Here is a 19,021-nt window from a genome sequence, read left to right as displayed (position 1 = left end):
ATATGTTTAACGTCTAAATTATTTATTTCACCTTACGACTACCTGGTTTAACAAGAGGTATGCCAGAGTTACATATTGGGCATCTATCTGCATCGTAGGAAACGACTTCCGCTTGGTAAGCTGGTACTAATTTGGTTCCGAAATCTACGTTACCGTTACTACGGTCTACTAGTACAGCTACCCCTACTAATTCGCCCCCTTGTTCCTTGACGATATCGATAACCTCTCTTACAGACCCTCCTGTTGTCACAACATCTTCAGCCACTACGACTCTTGCCCCTTTTGGTATAGTAAATCCTCTACGTAATACCATTTTACCATTTTCACGTTCAGCAAAAAGATTCTCACATCCAATTTGTCTCGCTAATTCATAGGCGATAATAATGCCGCCCATAGCAGGACCAATAACGATATCCACTTGATCATCTTTAAAACCTTCTGCTAAATGCTTAGCAATCTCTTCTGCATAAGCTGGATACTTTAATATATTGGCACACTGCATATACTGACCACTATGACGACCTGAAGTCAATAAGAAATGCCCCTCTAACAATACACCTGCATCCTTTAATATCTCTTCAACTCTTGCTCTTGATAACATATAAAATTCCTCCTCGTTAATCGTTATTTATCTAACTAGATTTATTGAATCTAAATAGTAATACTTTAATCTTACAGTAGCAGAAAGGACCTAGACCTAGGGGATACTATGAAACAGCGAACCATGGAGGGTGAGCCTGGCAGTCTAAGACATGGACGTCTTTTCTTCCAGCGCAATAGTTCCCCCTAGGTCCTTGACTCCTATTATAAAACCTAACTGTTAATGTGCTGCCCCAATTAATTCCTTTATATCCTTAACCCCTTCTTTTTGCATAAAAGCCTGTATTTGCTCTATAATATTTACTGAAGCACTAGGATTTAGTAAGTTTGCCGTTCCCACAGCTACCAATGAAGCACCAGCCATCATGAACTCAATGGCGTCCTCACCAGTCATGACACCACCCATCCCTATAATTGGAATACTTACTTCATCGTACACTTGATAAACCATCCTTATGGCTACTGGCTTAATTGCAGGTCCAGAAAAACCACCTATTTTATTAGCCAATACTGGTTTCTTCCTATGAATATCGATCTTCATACCTATGAGTGTGTTGATCAATGACAGGGCATCTGCTCCCGCATCTTCAACCGCTGATGCTATTTCCTTAATGTTGCTGACATTAGGACTTAGCTTCACCACTAGAGGTTGCTTACAGTATTTTTTAACTTCCTTTGTAATTTCAAAAGCTGACTTTGGATCTGTTCCGAAGGCTACGCCCCCTTCTTTCACATTAGGGCAAGATATATTTAACTCTAATAAATCGACTCTTTCTGTTTGGAGTCTTTCAACCACTTCACAGTAATCTTCTATGGTTTTCCCTGCAATATTCACAATCACCTTGGTATCATATGCTTTTAGGATTTCTAATTCATCTTGTATTAGATAATCGATGCCGGGGTTTTGAAGCCCTACTGCATTTAACATGCCACCGTATACCTCAGCAATCCTTGGTGTATTATTGCCGAGCCATGGTTCTTTAGCTACACCTTTCAATGTAACACCACCAAGTTTATTGAGATCCATAAACTCTTTATATGCTTGAGTATTGTAAGTACCAGATGCCGTAATAATCGGATTTTTGAAATCTATATCAAGGAAATTAACTTTTGTATTAAGCATCAAAGATCACCTCCTGTACGGTGAAGACAGGTCCGTCATGGCAAACTCTTTTATGCTGGATACCCTTGTCTCTTTTTATTTTACATACACAACCTACGCAGGCTCCAAAACCACATCCCATTCTTTCTTCTAAAGATAGATAACCTTCAATATTGTTTTCAAGAGCCCATTCCTGCAACGCTCTCAGCATAGGTTTTGGTCCGCATCCATATACTCTATTACCTTTAATCTTACTCTCTTTAAGTAGATCGATGGCAGATCCTTTATACCCCACCTGACCATCATCTGTTGCCACATGGACTGTAGCATATTTCTTTAATTCTTGAATAAGATAGGGTTCACTTCTAAAACCTAGGAAGACATGGTTATCACCCTTTAGCTCTTTGACTAGCTGGAGTAGGGGAGGTGTACCTACACCACCACCTACTATTATATTGATTCCCTCATCACTATCCATGGGAAAGCCATTTCCTAATGGACCAAGGATACTGACGGTATCACCCTTCTTAATCTGACTAAATGCCTTCGTGCCGCTTCCAACTACTGCATACACTAAAGTAATTATTCCTTCATCTTTATTAATTTCACAAATACTGATTGGTCTTGGAAGTAATTTTTCTCCATCCTGACAGTATAGATTAACGAATTGACCTGCTTTGGCTTCCTTTGCAACATGAGGTGCTTCTATAATAATACGGTAGATGTCTTTAGCTATTTCTTCTTGTGTTTGGACTTTTACAATCTCTCGTGTTTTATTAACACTTTTACACATGGGAGACCTCCTCACCAAGATTATAGATCTTCATATCTTCTAGTTTCATATCTGCCTTTAAGATATCAATCATACCTCTTACTGTATCCAGTGATGTCAGTACAGGTACAGTGGCTTCAATAGCCGTTCTTCTAATTCTAAACCCATCTCGTTTAGCATCGTTGGCTTTTGTAGGTGTATTAATCACCAAGTCAATCATACCACTTCTTATGATATCCAGAATGTTGGGTACTCCTTCACTGATTTTCTTTACCCTTCCAACTTCTACACCAACTTCTTCTAAAGCCTTTGCTGTCCCCTCTGTTGCCATGAACTTATACCCCATCGCTGCTAATTCCTTAGCTAATGGCAAAAATTCTTCTTGATCATAAGGTTTTATTGTAACCAATATGGTTCCTTCTTTACTTGGTAGTTTGATATCTGCTCCTAAGAAACCTTTGTATAGAGCTTCTATGAAAGTCTCACCAACCCCTAAGACTTCTCCAGTTGATTTCATTTCAGGTCCAAGGCTAACTTCAACATCTGGTAGCTTTTGTGTTGAGAATACTGGAACTTTAATGGCAGTTTTCTTCGCTTCTTGATAGATACCTGTTCCGTACTTTAGGTCACTTAGCTGCTCTCCTAGCATTACCCTTGTTGCTAAATCGATCATAGGGACTCCTGCTACTTTACTGATATAAGGTACTGTTCTTGATGATCTTGGATTCACTTCAATGATGTATAAATCATCCTTGTAGACGACAAACTGAATATTGATCATCCCTATAACATCTAGCGCTTTTGCTACTTTTTCTGTGGCTTCTTTAATCTTCTCTTTAATATCCTTGGTTATGCTAATGGAAGGATATATAGATATACTATCACCCGAATGGACCCCTGCTCTTTCTAGATGTTCCATAATCCCAGGTATAAGTATGTCTTTGCCGTCACAAATGGCGTCTACCTCTATCTCTTTTCCAACTAGGTACATATCAATTAATACTGGATTCTTACTATCCCTATCAAATGCATCTTCTAAGTAGCGCTTTAATTCTACTTCATTATAGGTGATTTCCATTCCCTGACCACCTAGGACGTAGGATGGTCTTACCAGTAGTGGATATCCAAGCGCTTCAGCGGCTTCGATACCTTCATTCACAGACCAAACCGCTTTACCTTTAGGTCGCTTAATCTCTAACTTCTCCATTAAGGCATCAAATTTTTCCCTGTCTTCTGCTTCATCAATTTTCTCAGGTTTGGTTCCAAGTACTGGTACATTCATCTCATCTAAGAAACTTGCTAATTTGATAGCTGTCTGACCGCCAAACTGCAGGATGACACCTTCTGGTTTCTCTTTTACTATAATATTATAAACATCTTCTTCTGTTAGTGGCTCAAAGTAAAGTTTATCCGCTATATCAAAGTCTGTACTCACTGTTTCTGGATTATTATTGACGATAATGGTTTCTATACCTGCTTTTCTTAATGCTATGATGCTGTGTACTGAACAGTAATCAAATTCGATTCCTTGACCAATTCTGATAGGACCTGAACCTATGACCATCACTTTCTTTTTATCACTTACTTCCACCTCATCATACTCATCGTAGGTGGAGTAGTAATAAGGTGATACAGCTTCAAACTCTCCACCGCATGTATCAACCATTTTATACACTGCTTCAATTTTATAAAGTTTTCTAAGATTATAAATATCTTTTGGACTAACACCAACTAAAGTAGCGATGGCTTTATCTGAGAATCCTTTCTTTTTTAAGAATCTAAGTTTTTCTGCATCTAAGTCCTCAATACTAGAGTTTCTTAATATTTCTTCCTCATCAACAATCCCCTTGATTTTATTGACAAAGAAAGGATCCATACCTGTTATTTTGCATACTTTATCAACTCGATAACCTCGTCTCAGCATTTCTGCTAGGTCAAATATTCGTTCATCATCTGGCACAACTACTCTTTTTCTAAGCTCGTCAATGGATCTCTTAGTAGCCTTATCATGTAATAAGGAGTATTGCTTAATTTCAAGGGATCGGACGGCTTTTAAGAAGGCTGACTCGAAATTATTACCTATAGCCATAACTTCACCAGTTGCCATCATCTTTGTCCCTAGTGTTTTTTTAGCTCTTCTAAATTTATCAAAGGGCCATTTAGGTATCTTTATGACACAGTAATCCAAAGTTGGTTCAAAGCACGCATAAGTTTTACCTGTTACAGCGTTTTTAATTTCATCTAATCCATAACCAAGTGCAATTTTTGCAGCTACTTTGGCTATGGGATATCCTGTAGCTTTTGAAGCTAATGCTGATGAGCGACTCACTCTTGGGTTAATCTCAATAACGATGTAATCAAAACTTTCTGGGTCAAGGGCTAATTGTACGTTACAACCACCTTCAATACCTATGGCATCTATAATATCTAGTGACGCTTTTCTAAGCATTTGATATTCAACATCAGATAGGGTTTGAGATGGGGCTATAACTATACTATCACCTGTATGAACACCTACGGGATCAATGTTTTCCATGTTACAGACAGTGATACAGTTACCATAGCTATCTCGCATGACTTCGTATTCGACTTCTTTCCAACCTTTAATACTCTTTTCTAGTAAGACTTGACCTACTCTACTCAGTTGAAGCCCGCTTGCTAAGATCTGCTTGAGTTCTTCTCTATCATCAGCAATACCGCCACCACTTCCACCTAGTGTATAGGCAGGTCTTACAACTACAGGGTAACCTATTTGCTCTGCAAATTTTACCCCTTCTTCCATGGATGTTACAATCTCACTTTTGACAATAGGTTGATTAATTCTTACCATGAGTTTCTTAAAATCTTCTCTATCTTCACCCTCTTTGATGGCATCTATCTGTGTACCTATGACCTTCACACCATACTTTTCAAGGATTCCTTTATCATATAATTCTACAGCAAGATTTAGTCCTGTTTGTCCACCCATACCAGCTATTAGGCTATCTGGCTTTTCTTCTTTAATAACTTTTTCAAGAAATTCTATTGTAAGGGGCTCTATATAAACCTTATCTGCTACTTCTTTATCAGTCATAATCGTTGCTGGATTGGAATTCACAAGAACTGTTTCTATTCCTTCTTCTCTTAATGCTTGGCAAGCTTGTGTTCCTGAGTAATCAAATTCTGCTGCTTGCCCAATAATTATAGGACCTGAACCAATAACTAGAACCTTCTTAATGTCTTCTCTTTTAGGCATTTTTTAACTCCTTCCAAATCTCTGTATTCCTATTCAAATCTACATGGTTTACTTCATTAACAAATTCTCTTATATTGTTTCTATGAACTCATCAAAAATCGGTGCTGCATCATAGGGACCTGGACAAGCTTCTGGATGAAACTGAATGCTGTAGATTGGGAGCTCTTTATGTTTCATCCCCTCAACTGTTTGGTCATTCAGATTAATATGCGTAACTTCTACCTCTTTAGGTAAGTTTTCCTGTTTAACAACATAACCATGATTCTGTGATGTGATCAGCACCTTCCCTGTTTTTAAATCTTTGACAGGATGGTTAACACCTCGATGACCAAACTTTAATTTTTCTGTATCTCCGCCTAATGCAAGTGCTAGTAATTGATGACCTAAACAGATGCCTAATAAAGGTTTTTTGTCAATGAGATACTTGATATTCTCTATAATCAGACCCAAGTCCTTCGGGTCTCCTGGTCCGTTTGACAGAAAAATTGCATCTGGATCAGCCTCTAGTATTTCCATTGGCTCTGTGTAGGCTGGATATATGGTGAGCTTACACCCTCTTTTGAGAAAAGAGCCTATAATATTTTCTTTTATTCCAAAGTCCATGACTGCTATATGCTTAAGCACATCTCCAGCAGGCTTATAGACTTCTCTTTCATCTCTTGTTACATGTCTGACCGCTGTTGTATTGTGGTAAGATTTTATATTTTGCTCAACTTGAGCATCGCTTAGCTCTCTAACTGTTATGATTCCTCGCAGTGTTCCTTCTGTTCTAATCATCTTGGTAAGAGCCCTTGTATCAATTCCTTCTAAGCCAATGATCCGATTCTTCTTCAAGTAAGTATCTAGTTCAAACTCACATCTGAAATTACTTGGCATATCACTTTTCTCTCTAACAATGAAACCTTTCACTTTTGCTGATTTTGATTCCATATCGTCTAAGTTAATGCCGTAATTCCCAACGAGCGGATAAGTCATTGTAACAATCTGTCCATAATAAGATGGATCCGTAAGAACTTCCTGATAACCAGTCATGCCTGTATTAAATACAACTTCCCCTACTGTTTCTCTAATGTGACCAAATGCATTGCCTTCGAATATTGCTCCGTTCTCTAGTATCAGTTTAGCTCTCATTCACTTAATGCCCCCTTAAGATCTTCCCTCATGTCGATACAAGCCTGTCTTGCCGCTTTTGCAAAACCTATTTCACCAAACTCTTTATACTTATCTTTTGTATAAGCTGCAATAATGCCTCTTGATGAGTTAACAATTGCTCCTCTTCCATCTTCATCAAAACAGCCCTTCAAATCTTTTGCTGTTGCTCCTTGAGCCCCGTATCCCGGTACTAGGAAAAATGTATGTGGAAGGATTTCTCTTAGCCTTTTACCTTGTTCAGGATGGGTCGCCCCTACTACTGCTCCTACATCTGAATAACCGTATTCACCTCTATACTCACTACCCCAGTCTTCAACTAATCTGCCGACTTTTTCGTAAAGTTTCTCGCCTTCTACATCCAAATCTTGAATCTGTCCGCTGTTAGGATTAGATGTTTTTACTAGGACGAAGAGCCCTTTATCAAATTCAGCACAATCTTCTAAGTATGGTTCTATAGAGTCTATACCTAAATAAGGATTAAGGGTTATGAAGTCCGCTTTATAGATAGTATGCTTAGTATCTTCAATAGCCACTTCTCCAATATGCCCACTGGAATAGGCTTTTGCTGTGGAGGCTATATCACTTCTCTTGATATCGCCTATAACGATCATTCCTTTGTCTTTAGCATATCTAATGGTGTTGACGTATGTTTTTATACCTTCTGCACCAAACTGCTCGTACATAGCAATTTGTGGTTTTACAGCAGGTACGATGTCATGAATCTTATCAATAATTTTGATATTGAATTCATAAATTGCTTTGGCAGCTGCTATAGGATTTTTACCGAAAGTTGCATAGTATTTATCTTTGATGTGATGTGGTATAAAATCTAAACGTGGATCTAATCCAACCACTGTAGGATTATTTAATTCATCAATTCTCTTAATCAGTTTATCTATCATTTGAATACCTCCCGAATAATCTATCATTATTTATCTAATCTATGTTTAAAACATTCCTTACTCATGATTATCGCTATAGATAATGTGCCCTTCTGCGATGGTATATTTTACTTTTCCATTCACTTTTCTACCATGAAAAGGTGTATTTTTACTCTTAGAAGCCATCATGTTTTTATCAATGATGTAAGATTCTTTTGGATCAATTATGGCGATGTCTGCCACCTGACCTTCACTGATATCCCCCTTCTGGATTCCCAGTACTCTTGAAGGATTTAAACTCATTTTTTCGATCAATTCTACTGGTGATAAGTATCCCTGTTCAACAAGCTCTGTTATACTCAGCGGTAGAGCCGTCTCTAACCCGATGATTCCAAAAGCAGCTTCATTCATCGTGCTGTTTTTATCATTCATATGGTGGGGTGCATGATCAGTAGCTATAACATCAATACTTCCATTTTTCAGTCCCCTGATCAAGGCTAATCTGTCTTCACTTTTGCGTAAAGGGGGATTCATTTTATAATCTGTATCATGCTCTTTAATATCTTCTTCTGTAAGTGTGAAATGGTGGGGTGTTACTTCTGCTGTAGCTTCAACACCTTCTTCTTTAGCTATATCAATCTGTTTAACTGCTCCTGCTGTGCTCACATGGCAGATATGAACTTTTGCACCAGTATGTTTAGCTAGCATCAGGTCTCTTGCTACAATGATGTCTTCTGATTCATTAGGTATCCCCTTAAGCTCTAGTGCATTTGCTTTATCACCATGGTTAATGACTCCTTTACCGGCAAGCTCTTCATCTTCGCAGTGACACATGATGGTTAAATCAAATTTTTTGCTTTCCAACATCGCTTTTTTCATTAAGACAGAACTCTTCACCGTTTTACCATCTTCGCTCAGTCCACATACACCTGCTCGGGTCATTGATTCAACATCAGCCAGTTCTTTACCTTCTTGCCCTTTTGTTATAGCTCCTATAACAAGCACATTCACTTTTGAAGTGGATGCTTTTTGCTGTATATACTCAACAACTTTTTCATTGTCAACAACTGGGCGAGTATTTGGCATGGCGCATATAGTCGTATAGCCACCTGCAGCTGCTGCCTTACAACCTGATTCAATAGTTTCTTTGTACTCAAAACCCGGTTCTCGTAGATGGACATGCAAGTCAACAAAACCTGGAACTACCCACTTACCTTTGGCGTCAATGACTTGATCAGCCTTTGCATCTAAATTCTCACCTATTTCTTTAACTTTTCCTTGGCTGATGAGTAGATCAAAGATGCCATCTAAATCATTGGCTGGGTTGATAACTCGCCCTTTTTTTATTAACAATTTCATACTATTTGCCCACCTCCTTCGTTACTAAGACTCTGAAGAGTGAGTTTAATTCTACTGAATTTTGGAGAATTTTTAAGAATTCTTCTTTTGTCATATCCCTTAATCCTGAAACATGTTTTCTGATCATTTCATTACCTCCAATGACTAGACCTATTAAGCCTTTATGGATTTTGGATATGCAAGTGGAGAATTTTCGATATGCATTCATGAATGGATGTAAAAAAAGCAATAAACGATTTGTATAACAAATCATTTATTGCTCCTCATTTTATTTAACGAACGACAAACTAAAGCAGTTTCTAAATCATTGACTGCTCCTTTTGACGCAATTAGATTTTTAGATAAATTTTCCCATGAATAAGCATAGATGCATCGCATCATAATTCCTCCCTTGCTGGCCTCTCTGGACCAAATTAAAGGTCAGTATGCAACTGAAATTAATTTGAATTGATTGTAGCATGAATTATTTATAGTGTCAATAGCAATCATTAAATTTTAATCTTCATTATTTGTACAAAAACTCTCACTATACTGGGATCGAATTGGGTACCAGCACATGCTATAAGTTCATCTAGTGCTTCCATTGGTGATTTAAGCTTTTGATAAGAGCGACTATGTGTCATGGCATCATAGGCATCAACTACAGCTATAATACGCGAATAATATGGTATATCTTCCCCTTTAAGACCATCAGGGTATCCTGAGCCATCATAATGTTCGTGATGATGAAGAATGGCCGCCGCCAGGGGGGCTAATGTTGGCATAGCTAACGCGATACGATACCCTGCCTCAGCATGGGTTTTTATAAGCTCCCATTCTTTTGGTGTTAATTTTTCTTCTTTATTCAATATTTCATTTGGAATTCTAATTTTACCTATATCGTGGAAAAGGGCTAATAACCCTAAATTTTCAATCTCAGCATCTGATAAATTAAGTTCTTTCCCTACTTCATAAGCTAGCTGACGTATCCTCATATTGTGCTCGAAAGTTTCATGGGTTCCTTCATTAAGAGATTGTTTTAAATACTCTAAAATCTTATTTTTTATTTGATTACTTTTTTGAAGCTTTTCTTTGTACATTTTTTCTTCAGCTATCTTAATCTTCTTATCCAGATTCTGATAAGGGTATTTCTTTGTTTCTAATCCAATGGACATACTTACACCAATAGACACCTCTTTCTGCTTTTCACATTGTCTACTAATTTGTTCTTTTATTTCGTCTAGTTTCTTTTGAGGTGCATTAGGTAAAAGAATAATGAACTCATCACCACCAGTACGACCAATAACTGCTTCTTGTCCACAACACTGCTCTAAAACATTGCTGGCAGTTCTAAGAAGTTGGTCTCCCTCCTCATGGCCAAACACATCATTCAATATTTTAAGTCCATTGATATCAATAACCATTATACCTAATGGTAGGAACTTTTCATCATCTAATACTGAAAAATGTTCTTCAAAGTAACCTCTATTATATACGCCCGTTAATTTATCATGTTTACTTAAATAATCTAACTTAATGTCATAAGCATATTCTTTTGTAACATCTTCTAATAAAAGCACTCTATCAAACATCGGATAGGACGATGCCGTATCATTGACATGTATAATCTTTTTTTCACCATTACCATTAATAAAAAAATAGTGACTGTCACGTTGGTTCTTAACATAGGTATGCTTTTGATTATCCGCTGATTGTAGGAGGTCTTCGAACTTCTTTCCTATGATGTCCCTTATGGGACACTGAAACAACTCAGAAGCTGCTTTATTGACAGTAATAATTTCATTCTGATGACTGATCGCCATTAATGGTATGTCAATCAAGTTAATACTGTCAGAATAATCCGTTGTTAAAGGCTTTTTATTAGGTTGGTTGATTTGGTCAAACAAAAGTGCAACATTATTTTTTCTATATTTTTTTAATACCATTCTCATAGATATGCTGTTGTCAAAATCGTCAATAAAAATAATCGTCCGTTTAATGGTATTTTTATACATTAAGTACTTAAAAATTGCTGCTTCAACTAAATCATTCAAACCTTCAAAAAAGAATTGGTCTATATGTACAGGATTTAACAATTGACGATTATGGCTTGTCACCATGTAATTAGTCATGTCAATTATAAATATATTTTTTTTCACAGTAAATAACTTTAAGTCATTTCTGGTACAATTAATTGTCAATCGGTTTTCATCAGACATATGTCCACCTTCTAAGCCTATAATATATCTATTGTAAAGATAATCATGCGAATATTCAATACAGAATCTTATATTTAATATAAATTTTTCATTTCATCTACATTACAAAACTTTCAATCATTCTACTTTTTTCTACTTCACTATATATATTATCGTTGATTTAAATGTTATTCTTTACTAATCCAATATTAACCATATATAAAAGATCTTTTTTAGGATAAAAATTTGTTGACATTTTAATAATAAGGGTATATCATATTGATAGTTTAAAATTTTTTGCCTAAAAATACCTTTAATATCAATAAAACAGGAGGATTTAATTATATGAGTATTGTAACTAAGCTAGAACATCCTTTACTGCAACACAAGCTCACATTATTAAGAAATAAGGAAACTAATTCGAAAGATTTCCGCGATTTAACTAAAGAGATTGCTATGTTAATGGCCTATGAAGTAACTCGTGAGTTCCCATTAGAAGACATTGAAATCGAAACACCTATCTGTAAAACATTATCTAAAAAAATTAGTGGAAAAACTGTTGCTATTGTTCCTATCTTAAGAGCCGGTCTTGGTATGGTAGACGGCGTATTAGAAATCGTTCCAGCTGCTAAAGTTGGTCATATCGGTCTTTATCGAAATGAAGAAACTCTACAACCTGTCGAATATTATTTAAAACTCCCAAAAGATATTGATAAAAGAACTGTCATCATAACTGAACCAATGCTTGCTACTGGTGGTTCAATTGTAGCTGCCGTAGATTTATTAAAAGCTCGTGGTGTTAAAGATATCAAAGTTATGAGTTTAGTAGTTGCTGAACCAGGTGCTAAGACTGTTGAAGAAGCTCATCCTGATATTGAAATCTTTACAGTTGGTCATGACGCGGAACTCAATGAGCATGGCTATATTACTCCAGGTCTTGGAGATGCTGGTGACCGTTTATTCGGAACCAAGTAAATTTATTTCAATAAGCTTAGAATAAATTAACATGTGAAGTAGATCTTAGCAGTAACTTAACTTGCGAGCATTAATATGCTTTTAGCAGATCGATGTAAACTAGTTGAAGCAAACAGTGAGACTAAGGTTGAAAAACATTTTATAGAACTGGGGTTTGCATAGGTTCTTAATGGACCTATGCTATACTATAAACGTGGTATAAAGTGAGTCATCACACTGGCGAAACTTAAGCACTCTAATTCTATTTTGTTCAGATTATAGCTGAATAAATAGAATTAGAGTGCTTTTTTTACATAATTAATTTACCAATAATCAAAATAATAGATATGAGGAGTGAGATAATTTGAAAAGTATAAGTAGAAAAAAAATTGATGAACTTTTATTTAGTAGAAACTTTACAAAATTCGGGTTGGATTTAAACCCTGTTGTTTCTATAGTAGCAGGTTTAATCGTTTTATTATTTTCGTTTTTTGCTCTAGTAACGCCTGATAAAACAAACGAAGTATTTGTTCAATTAAAAGATATCATTGTATCAGGTAGTGATTGGATCTTTATTTTAACAAGTGGATTCTTTATTCTTATATGCATTTTCTTCGCATTTTCTAGACTCGGAAACGTTCGTTTAGGTGGATTTGAAGCAGAAACTGAATACTCTGATTTCGCATGGTACTCCATGCTAATATCAGCTGGTATGGGTATTGGATTGATGTTCTGGTCTGTAGGTGAACCACTTTATCACCTGGCTGTAACCCCTCCAATTTATGAGAATGCAGATCCTGCTGTTTCAGCTATGGCTACAACATTCTTTCATTGGGGCATACACCCTTGGTCAATTTATGCTCTAATGGCACTTGCTTTAGCTTTCTTTTCTTATAATAAGAAATTACCTTTATCACTTAGATCAGTTTTTTATCCTTTGCTTAAGGATAAGGTCTTTGGTATTCTTGGAGATATTATTGATATTTTTGCTGTTGTAGCTTGTCTATTTGGTCTTGCTACTTCTCTTGGTTTAGGTGTCCAACAAATCAACAGTGGTCTTAGTTATCTAGTTGGTATACCTTTTAGTGTGACCATACAAGTGATACTTATTGCTGTTATAACCTTTATTGCTACTTTATCCGTTGTTTCAGGCATAGATAAGGGTGTAAAGTTTTTATCAGAAATGAACATCAAAATTGCACTTATATTTATGATTGCAATCTTTATTTTAGGTCCAACTGGCTATATCATTAACTTATTTTCTAATTCACTAGGAGCTTATTTAAATGACTTTTTCAGCGCCTCCTTTTTCCTTTCTAGAGATGATAGTACCTGGCAAGGAAGCTGGACTGTCTTTTATTTAGCATGGTGGATTTCATGGTCTCCATTTGTAGGTATGTTTATTGCAAGAATATCTAAAGGTCGTACAATTAGAGAGTTTATATTTGGTGTATTAGTTATTCCAAGTTTATTATCATTTATATGGCTTACTATTTTTGGTGGTACTGCCTTTTGGATTAATGATGCTATTGGAGGTGGGCTGTTTGATGTTGTCCAAAATAATCTTCCTATTGCACTCTTTGAAATGATTAATCATATTGGAGCTGATGGTTCATTATATGGCATTATTAGAGGCGGTTTATCCTTATTAGGTACCTTACTTGTTATTTCATTTTTTGTAACCTCAAGTGATTCTGGTTCTCTTGTCGTAGATAATATTACATCTGGAGGTAAATTGGATTCGCCTACTCCACAACGTATATTTTGGGCAGCCATGGAAGGACTTATTGCAGCTTCACTTCTATTAGCAGGTGGAGAACAGGCCCTTTCTACTTTGCAAACTGCTGTTATCTGTACCGGATTACCTTTTGCACTTATACTGATCCTCATGAGTATCTCTCTCTTCGAAGGCGTTCATGAATCTTACAAAAAGCAACGTTTATTACGTCATAAAAGAATGTATAAAAAAATCATCAAAGAAGATGATGAACTTTGACATTATATTAAATCTTATAGCACCTTAAATCTTTGGATTTAGGGTGTTTTTTTAGTTATCTATCAATGTTCAAGTTATTTAGACAAAACCACTGAAAAGAAAGAATTATTTTGTTGCTTAAATTTACATATTGACAAATAGCCTAATATATTGTACCTTAGTTAATGGTGTTATTTTATAAAAAAATAATATATGAAACAACAGGAGGGTTTATGATGAAACCAAATGAAACAAAAATTATGACTGTTGATCCATCTCCAATTGGATTATTTGGTCTTGCTATGATAACTTTAGTAGCAGCTTCTGTTAAACTTGGTTGGACAGAAGGGGTAAGCTATGTAGTACCTTGGGCACTTTTCTTAGGATCTATTGCTCAACTTTATGCAGGTGTTAAAGACGCTCAAAAAGGTAACTTATTTGGAGCAACTGCATTTTTAGCATACGGATTATTCTGGATTGCTACAGCATTTACATGGATGGGTCAATTAGGTGCTTTTGGTGAAGGTTTTATGACTGGGGATAAAAACCAAATCGCATTTGCTTACATCGGTTACTTCATCTTTACACTATATATGACAATCGGTTCAATGGAAACAAATAAAGTATTATTTATTATCTTCTGTTTAATCGATGTACTTTTCTTAGGATTAGCATTAAGCACATTTGGTGTTGCCTATGAGTTAACACATACAATGGCTGGTGTAGCAGAGATCTTAATTTCTGTAATGGCTTTCTATGGTTCAGCAGCTACTGTATTAAATGGTCACTTTGGTAAAACATTCTTACCTGTAGGTAAACCATTTGGTATCTTTAAATAAATATAAGAATAAATGAAGCCTAGCTTTTATCAGCTAGGCTTTTTTTATAACTACTTTTATGAACTTACTATTTAAAGTACTTAACACCGGATAAGAATAATTTCTGATCTTTCTCACCGTATATGTTCTTCGCAATATGTTGTCCGATACGTTCTGAATGACCCATCTTGCCTAAAATTCTTCCATCAGGGCTTAGGATACCTTCAATAGCTTCATAGGAACCATTAGGATTAAAGGTTGGATTCATGGTTGGTTGACCTTGTTCATTAACATATTGCATCCCAATTTGTCCTTTAGAGTATAGTTCTTTTAACAGATCATCATTAGCAATAAAACGCCCTTCTCCATGGGATACTGGAATAGCATGCACATCACCAACCTTTACTTCTTGTAACCAAGGAGATTGATTAGAGACTATCTTAGTGTGAACATAGGTAGATACATGACGTCCGATGGTGTTATAAGTAAGTGTTGGACAATCATTGGTTAAATCACGTATTTCACCATAAGGTAATAACCCTAACTTAATTAAGGCCTGGAAACCATTACAAATACCCAACATAAGTCCATCACGATTATTCAATAGGTTCATAGTCGCTTCAGTGATCTTTGGATTTCTAAAGACAGAAGTGATAAACTTACCTGAACCGTCAGGCTCATCCCCTGCACTAAATCCCCCTGCTAATGCAATGATTTGTGATGAATCAATGGCTTTAGCTAAACGGTTGATCGACATATCGATGTCACTGCTGGTTAAGTTTCGGAAGACTAATGTATCAACTTCTGCTCCAGCTTCTCTAAATTGTTTAGCTGTATCATACTCGCAATTTGTTCCAGGGAAAACTGGAATGATCACTTTTGGTTTAGCAACTTTATGGCGGTTAACATAGATTTTCTCTGCCTTATATAATTTCTCAGAGACTACTTCTTCAACGACCTCTGTTGTAACAGTTGGATATACCTTCTCTAAGGGTTGAGTAAATGCCTTAACTGCTTCTTCTAATCTTATTTCCTCATCCTGAATTTGATAACATGCTGCATCAGTTGTTTCACCAATGACGTGATAGTTAATTCCTTTTAAGATTGCCTCTATGTCAGCTCCTTGATTGACTTCAAGTATGAATGAACCATAACCTTCATTCAATAATTCTTCATCAGTTAAATCTTTATTTAATTTTAACCCAATGTTATTACCAAAACTCATCTTACTAAGTCCTTCAGCAAGTCCACCACCTGTAATAGCTCGACATGCCAATACGTCTTCAGATGCCATAATCTCTTCTATAGCATCAAAGAGCTTAATCACTTGTTCATCTTCTGGTAAATAACCATTCTTTTCTAATGGCACATAAAGTATTTGACTCCCACCTTTTTTGAATTCAGATGACTTCACCCCATCAATATCTACTACATTAACAGCAAAAGAAACTAATGTAGGAGGAACACTTATCTCGTGGAAGGTTCCTGACATGGAATCTTTACCACCGATTGATGGAAGTCCTAATAATTTTTGAACATAATAAGCACCTAATAAAGCACTAAATGGCTTGCCCCATTTCTCTTGTTCCTTATTTAAACGCTCGAAATACTCTTGGAAAGTAAAGCGAATACCTCTCCACTTCCCACCTGCAGCTAAAACTTTAGCAACAGATTCAATAACAGCGTAATAAGCACCATGGAAAGGACTCCACTGAGATAAATAAGGATCATAACCATAAGTCATAATGGTTCCAGTAGTGGTATCACCATCAATAACAGGAATCTTTGCAACCATGGCTTGCTCAGGTGTTAGCTCTGTTGTGCCACCAAAAGGTTGTAATACAGTTCCTGCTCCGATGGTACTGTCAAACATTTCACCTAATCCTTTTTGACTGGCTACATTTATTTCACTCAATTTATTGAGCCACTTTTCTTTAATACTGCCATCTACTGACTTACTTTCAAGATGAGCTGGAGCTTTAACAAAAACATTTGCTGTCTGGGTTGCACCATTCGTATCTAAAAATTCTCTACTAACATTAACGATGTCTTTTCCTCTCCAAGTCATCACCAAGCGCTTCTCTTCCGTTACTTTAGCCACCACTGTTGATTCCAAATTTTCCTCAGATGCAAAATCTCTAAACTGCTCCACATCTTCTGGTGATAGCACAACAGCCATTCTTTCTTGTGACTCTGATATGGCTAATTCTGTACCATCTAAACCTTCATACTTTTTAGGTACTTGATCCATATCGATGATTAAACCATCTGCAAGCTCGCCAATGGCAACTGATACACCACCTGCACCGAAGTCATTACATTTCTTAATCATCTTCGCTACATTTGGATTTCTGAACAAGCGTTGAATTTTACGTTCTGTCGGTGGATTACCTTTTTGTACTTCTGAACCGCATTGACTAATGGATTCTACGGTGTGTTCTTTAGAAGACCCCGTTGCCCCACCGCAACCATCACGCCCAGTTTGTCCACCTAATAAAACGATGATATCCCCTGGCTCTGCTTGACCACGAAAAACATTTTCAGCAGGTGTAGCAGCAATAACAGCACCTAATTCCATATGCTTCGCCTTGTAACCATCATGATAAATCTCTACAACTTGTCCAGTAGCTAAACCAATTTGATTACCATAGGAGCTGTAACCGTGAGCAGACTCTTTGGCAATTTTTCTTTGTGGTAATTTACCATCTATAGTATCCTCAATTTTCTCTCTAGGGTCACCTGAACCAGTAATACGCATAGCTTGGTAGACATAGGAACGACCTGACAACGGATCTCTAATCGCCCCCCCTAAACAAGTAGCTGCTCCACCAAAAGGTTCTATTTCTGTTGGATGGTTATGAGTCTCATTCTTGAACATCACTAACCAATCTTCTTCTTTGTCATTGATATGCGCTTTGACTTTAATACTGCATGCATTGATTTCATCAGATACTTCTAAATCATCTAACTTGCCGTCCTTACGAAGTTCCTTCATAGCCATTAAAGCAATATCCATTAAACACATATCTTTTTGCTTATCTTGATACATCTTATTTCTAGCTTCTAGATAGTCATCATAGGCTCTTTTTAAAGGCTCATTAGATGATCCTTCTTCTATCTCTACTTGATTAATACGGGTTAAGAAGGTTGTATGACGACAGTGATCAGACCAGTATGTATCCAGTACTTTCAGTTCTGTCATACTTGGATCACGATTCTCTTCACTACTAAAATATTCTTGGGTATGCAATAAATCTTCTATACTCATTGCTAAACCGTATGTCTTTTTAAACTCAACAAAGTCTTCCTCTGTTAATTCATTAAAACCGGCCAATACCTTGACATCGTCAGGTCTACTGAAATGTTGTTGAAGTGACTCGGCTTTCTCTAATGAAGCTTCTCTTGAATCAACAGGATTTATATAATAATCTTTAATAGAATGTATTTCTTTATCTGTTACTTCTCCATCTAAAACAATTACTTTTGCATACTTAACAAAAGCTTTTACTTCTGGATTGATCAATCGAATGCATTGTTCAGCTGAATCTGCTCTTTGATCATACTGTCCAGGTAGATATTCAACAGCAAAAACTTTCTCATCTTTATTTCTTGGATATATTTCATGATATAAGCGATCAACGGGTACTTCAGAAAAAATAGTTTGACATGCTTTCTTAAAGGTCTCCTCATCTAAACCTTCAATATCATATCGATTTAAAACACGGACTTGTGTTAAGGTTTCTATTCCTAAATTATCTCTAAAATCTTTTTTTAATCTCTTAGCTTCAACTCGAAAATCTTCTTTTTTTTCTACATAAATTCTTCTTATACTCATGTTTACCCTCCAGCTAAATGACATCTTTACCCCTCTATCATATCAAGGGTTTTCAATTAAGTAAAATTAATAGTAATTATCCCCCTTATAAGTTGTACTTATGAACAGAATATGGTATGATTCAGATAATCTTAAATACGTCATAGTTACTTAGAAAGGGA

General features: G+C 36.3%; 14 protein-coding genes. 3 read left to right on the top strand and 11 right to left on the bottom strand.

The window, feature by feature from the left end:
- Positions 1 to 22 precede the first annotated feature (22 nt).
- The 10 genes from pyrE to C1Y58_RS13875 all read right to left on the bottom strand — a co-directional run bounded on the left by pyrE (position 23) and on the right by C1Y58_RS13875 (position 11,299).
- Positions 23 to 601, bottom strand: a complete 579-nt coding sequence (gene pyrE, locus C1Y58_RS13915) for an orotate phosphoribosyltransferase (RefSeq protein WP_105616668.1) — start codon at positions 599 to 601, stop codon at positions 23 to 25.
- Positions 602 to 820: 219 nt separating this feature from the next.
- Complete coding sequence (locus C1Y58_RS13910; protein ID WP_105616667.1) at positions 821 to 1,723, bottom strand: dihydroorotate dehydrogenase; 903 nt, start codon at positions 1,721 to 1,723, stop codon at positions 821 to 823.
- The gene (locus C1Y58_RS13905; RefSeq protein WP_105616666.1) at positions 1,716 to 2,495 is read right to left on the bottom strand and encodes a dihydroorotate dehydrogenase electron transfer subunit; all 780 of its coding nucleotides are present in this window, start codon (positions 2,493 to 2,495) and stop codon (positions 1,716 to 1,718) included. The genes C1Y58_RS13910 and C1Y58_RS13905 overlap by 8 nt, the downstream gene beginning before the upstream one ends.
- Complete coding sequence (carB, locus tag C1Y58_RS13900) at positions 2,488 to 5,709, bottom strand: carbamoyl-phosphate synthase large subunit (RefSeq protein WP_105616665.1); 3,222 nt, start codon at positions 5,707 to 5,709, stop codon at positions 2,488 to 2,490. The genes C1Y58_RS13905 and carB overlap by 8 nt, the downstream gene beginning before the upstream one ends.
- Before the next feature lie 69 nt (positions 5,710 to 5,778).
- On the bottom strand, positions 5,779 to 6,840 hold the full coding sequence (locus C1Y58_RS13895; RefSeq protein ID WP_105616664.1) for a carbamoyl phosphate synthase small subunit: 1,062 nt from the start codon (positions 6,838 to 6,840) through the stop codon (positions 5,779 to 5,781).
- Entirely contained in the window at positions 6,837 to 7,763 is a 927-nt protein-coding gene (pyrF, locus tag C1Y58_RS13890; protein WP_105616663.1) for an orotidine-5'-phosphate decarboxylase, read from the bottom strand. Before pyrF ends, C1Y58_RS13895 begins: the two co-directional genes overlap by 4 nt.
- A gap of 57 nt (positions 7,764 to 7,820) precedes the next feature.
- Positions 7,821 to 9,101: a dihydroorotase gene (locus C1Y58_RS13885; RefSeq protein ID WP_105616662.1), complete on the bottom strand. Its 1,281-nt coding sequence runs from the start codon at positions 9,099 to 9,101 to the stop codon at positions 7,821 to 7,823.
- Position 9,102: 1 nt separating this feature from the next.
- Entirely contained in the window at positions 9,103 to 9,228 is a 126-nt protein-coding gene (locus C1Y58_RS27055) for a hypothetical protein (RefSeq protein WP_278286107.1), read from the bottom strand.
- 122 nt (positions 9,229 to 9,350) lie between these two features.
- Entirely contained in the window at positions 9,351 to 9,479 is a 129-nt protein-coding gene (locus C1Y58_RS27050; RefSeq protein ID WP_278286106.1) for a hypothetical protein, read from the bottom strand.
- 110 nt (positions 9,480 to 9,589) lie between these two features.
- Positions 9,590 to 11,299 (bottom strand): sensor domain-containing diguanylate cyclase/phosphohydrolase, encoded by a 1,710-nt coding sequence (locus C1Y58_RS13875; protein WP_105616660.1) that lies wholly within the window; start codon positions 11,297 to 11,299, stop codon positions 9,590 to 9,592.
- A gap of 324 nt (positions 11,300 to 11,623) precedes the next feature.
- On the opposite strand from C1Y58_RS13875, the gene upp reads away from it, so the two are divergent.
- The 3 genes from upp to C1Y58_RS13860 all read left to right on the top strand — a co-directional run bounded on the left by upp (position 11,624) and on the right by C1Y58_RS13860 (position 15,046).
- The gene (gene upp, locus C1Y58_RS13870) at positions 11,624 to 12,253 is read left to right on the top strand and encodes a uracil phosphoribosyltransferase (protein WP_105616659.1); all 630 of its coding nucleotides are present in this window, start codon (positions 11,624 to 11,626) and stop codon (positions 12,251 to 12,253) included.
- 343 nt (positions 12,254 to 12,596) lie between these two features.
- On the top strand, positions 12,597 to 14,228 hold the full coding sequence (locus C1Y58_RS13865; protein WP_105616658.1) for a BCCT family transporter: 1,632 nt from the start codon (positions 12,597 to 12,599) through the stop codon (positions 14,226 to 14,228).
- Between the two features lie 215 nt (positions 14,229 to 14,443).
- Positions 14,444 to 15,046 carry an acetate uptake transporter gene (locus tag C1Y58_RS13860; RefSeq protein WP_105616657.1) on the top strand — a complete coding sequence of 201 codons (603 nt, stop codon included), beginning with the start codon at positions 14,444 to 14,446 and terminating at the stop codon, positions 15,044 to 15,046.
- A gap of 67 nt (positions 15,047 to 15,113) precedes the next feature.
- Here the strand turns inward: C1Y58_RS13860 and C1Y58_RS13855 are convergent, their stop codons facing one another.
- The gene (locus C1Y58_RS13855) at positions 15,114 to 18,860 is read right to left on the bottom strand and encodes a phosphoribosylformylglycinamidine synthase (RefSeq protein WP_105616656.1); all 3,747 of its coding nucleotides are present in this window, start codon (positions 18,858 to 18,860) and stop codon (positions 15,114 to 15,116) included.
- Positions 18,861 to 19,021 lie beyond the last annotated feature (161 nt).

Origin of the sequence: Vallitalea okinawensis (assembly GCF_002964605.1) — a bacterium.
GTDB classification, from domain to species: domain Bacteria; phylum Bacillota; class Clostridia; order Lachnospirales; family PQDH01; genus Vallitalea_A; species Vallitalea_A okinawensis.
Note: the sequence above shows the minus strand (reverse complement) of the source record. Positions and strands in the feature narration are given on the sequence as shown.

Coding starts and splice junctions, on each gene's coding strand:
- C1Y58_RS27055 (WP_278286107.1), bottom strand. CDS start 9,228: ATGATCAGAAAACATGTTTCAGGATTAAGGGATATGACAAAAGAAGAA.
- carB (WP_105616665.1), bottom strand. CDS start 5,709: ATGCCTAAAAGAGAAGACATTAAGAAGGTTCTAGTTATTGGTTCAGGT.
- pyrE (WP_105616668.1), bottom strand. CDS start 601: ATGTTATCAAGAGCAAGAGTTGAAGAGATATTAAAGGATGCAGGTGTA.
- C1Y58_RS27050 (WP_278286106.1), bottom strand. CDS start 9,479: ATGCGATGCATCTATGCTTATTCATGGGAAAATTTATCTAAAAATCTA.
- C1Y58_RS13885 (WP_105616662.1), bottom strand. CDS start 9,101: ATGAAATTGTTAATAAAAAAAGGGCGAGTTATCAACCCAGCCAATGAT.
- C1Y58_RS13875 (WP_105616660.1), bottom strand. CDS start 11,299: ATGTCTGATGAAAACCGATTGACAATTAATTGTACCAGAAATGACTTA.
- C1Y58_RS13855 (WP_105616656.1), bottom strand. CDS start 18,860: ATGAGTATAAGAAGAATTTATGTAGAAAAAAAAGAAGATTTTCGAGTT.
- upp (WP_105616659.1), top strand. CDS start 11,624: ATGAGTATTGTAACTAAGCTAGAACATCCTTTACTGCAACACAAGCTC.
- C1Y58_RS13860 (WP_105616657.1), top strand. CDS start 14,444: ATGAAACCAAATGAAACAAAAATTATGACTGTTGATCCATCTCCAATT.
- C1Y58_RS13910 (WP_105616667.1), bottom strand. CDS start 1,723: ATGCTTAATACAAAAGTTAATTTCCTTGATATAGATTTCAAAAATCCG.
- C1Y58_RS13895 (WP_105616664.1), bottom strand. CDS start 6,840: ATGAGAGCTAAACTGATACTAGAGAACGGAGCAATATTCGAAGGCAAT.
- C1Y58_RS13905 (WP_105616666.1), bottom strand. CDS start 2,495: ATGTGTAAAAGTGTTAATAAAACACGAGAGATTGTAAAAGTCCAAACA.
- pyrF (WP_105616663.1), bottom strand. CDS start 7,763: ATGATAGATAAACTGATTAAGAGAATTGATGAATTAAATAATCCTACA.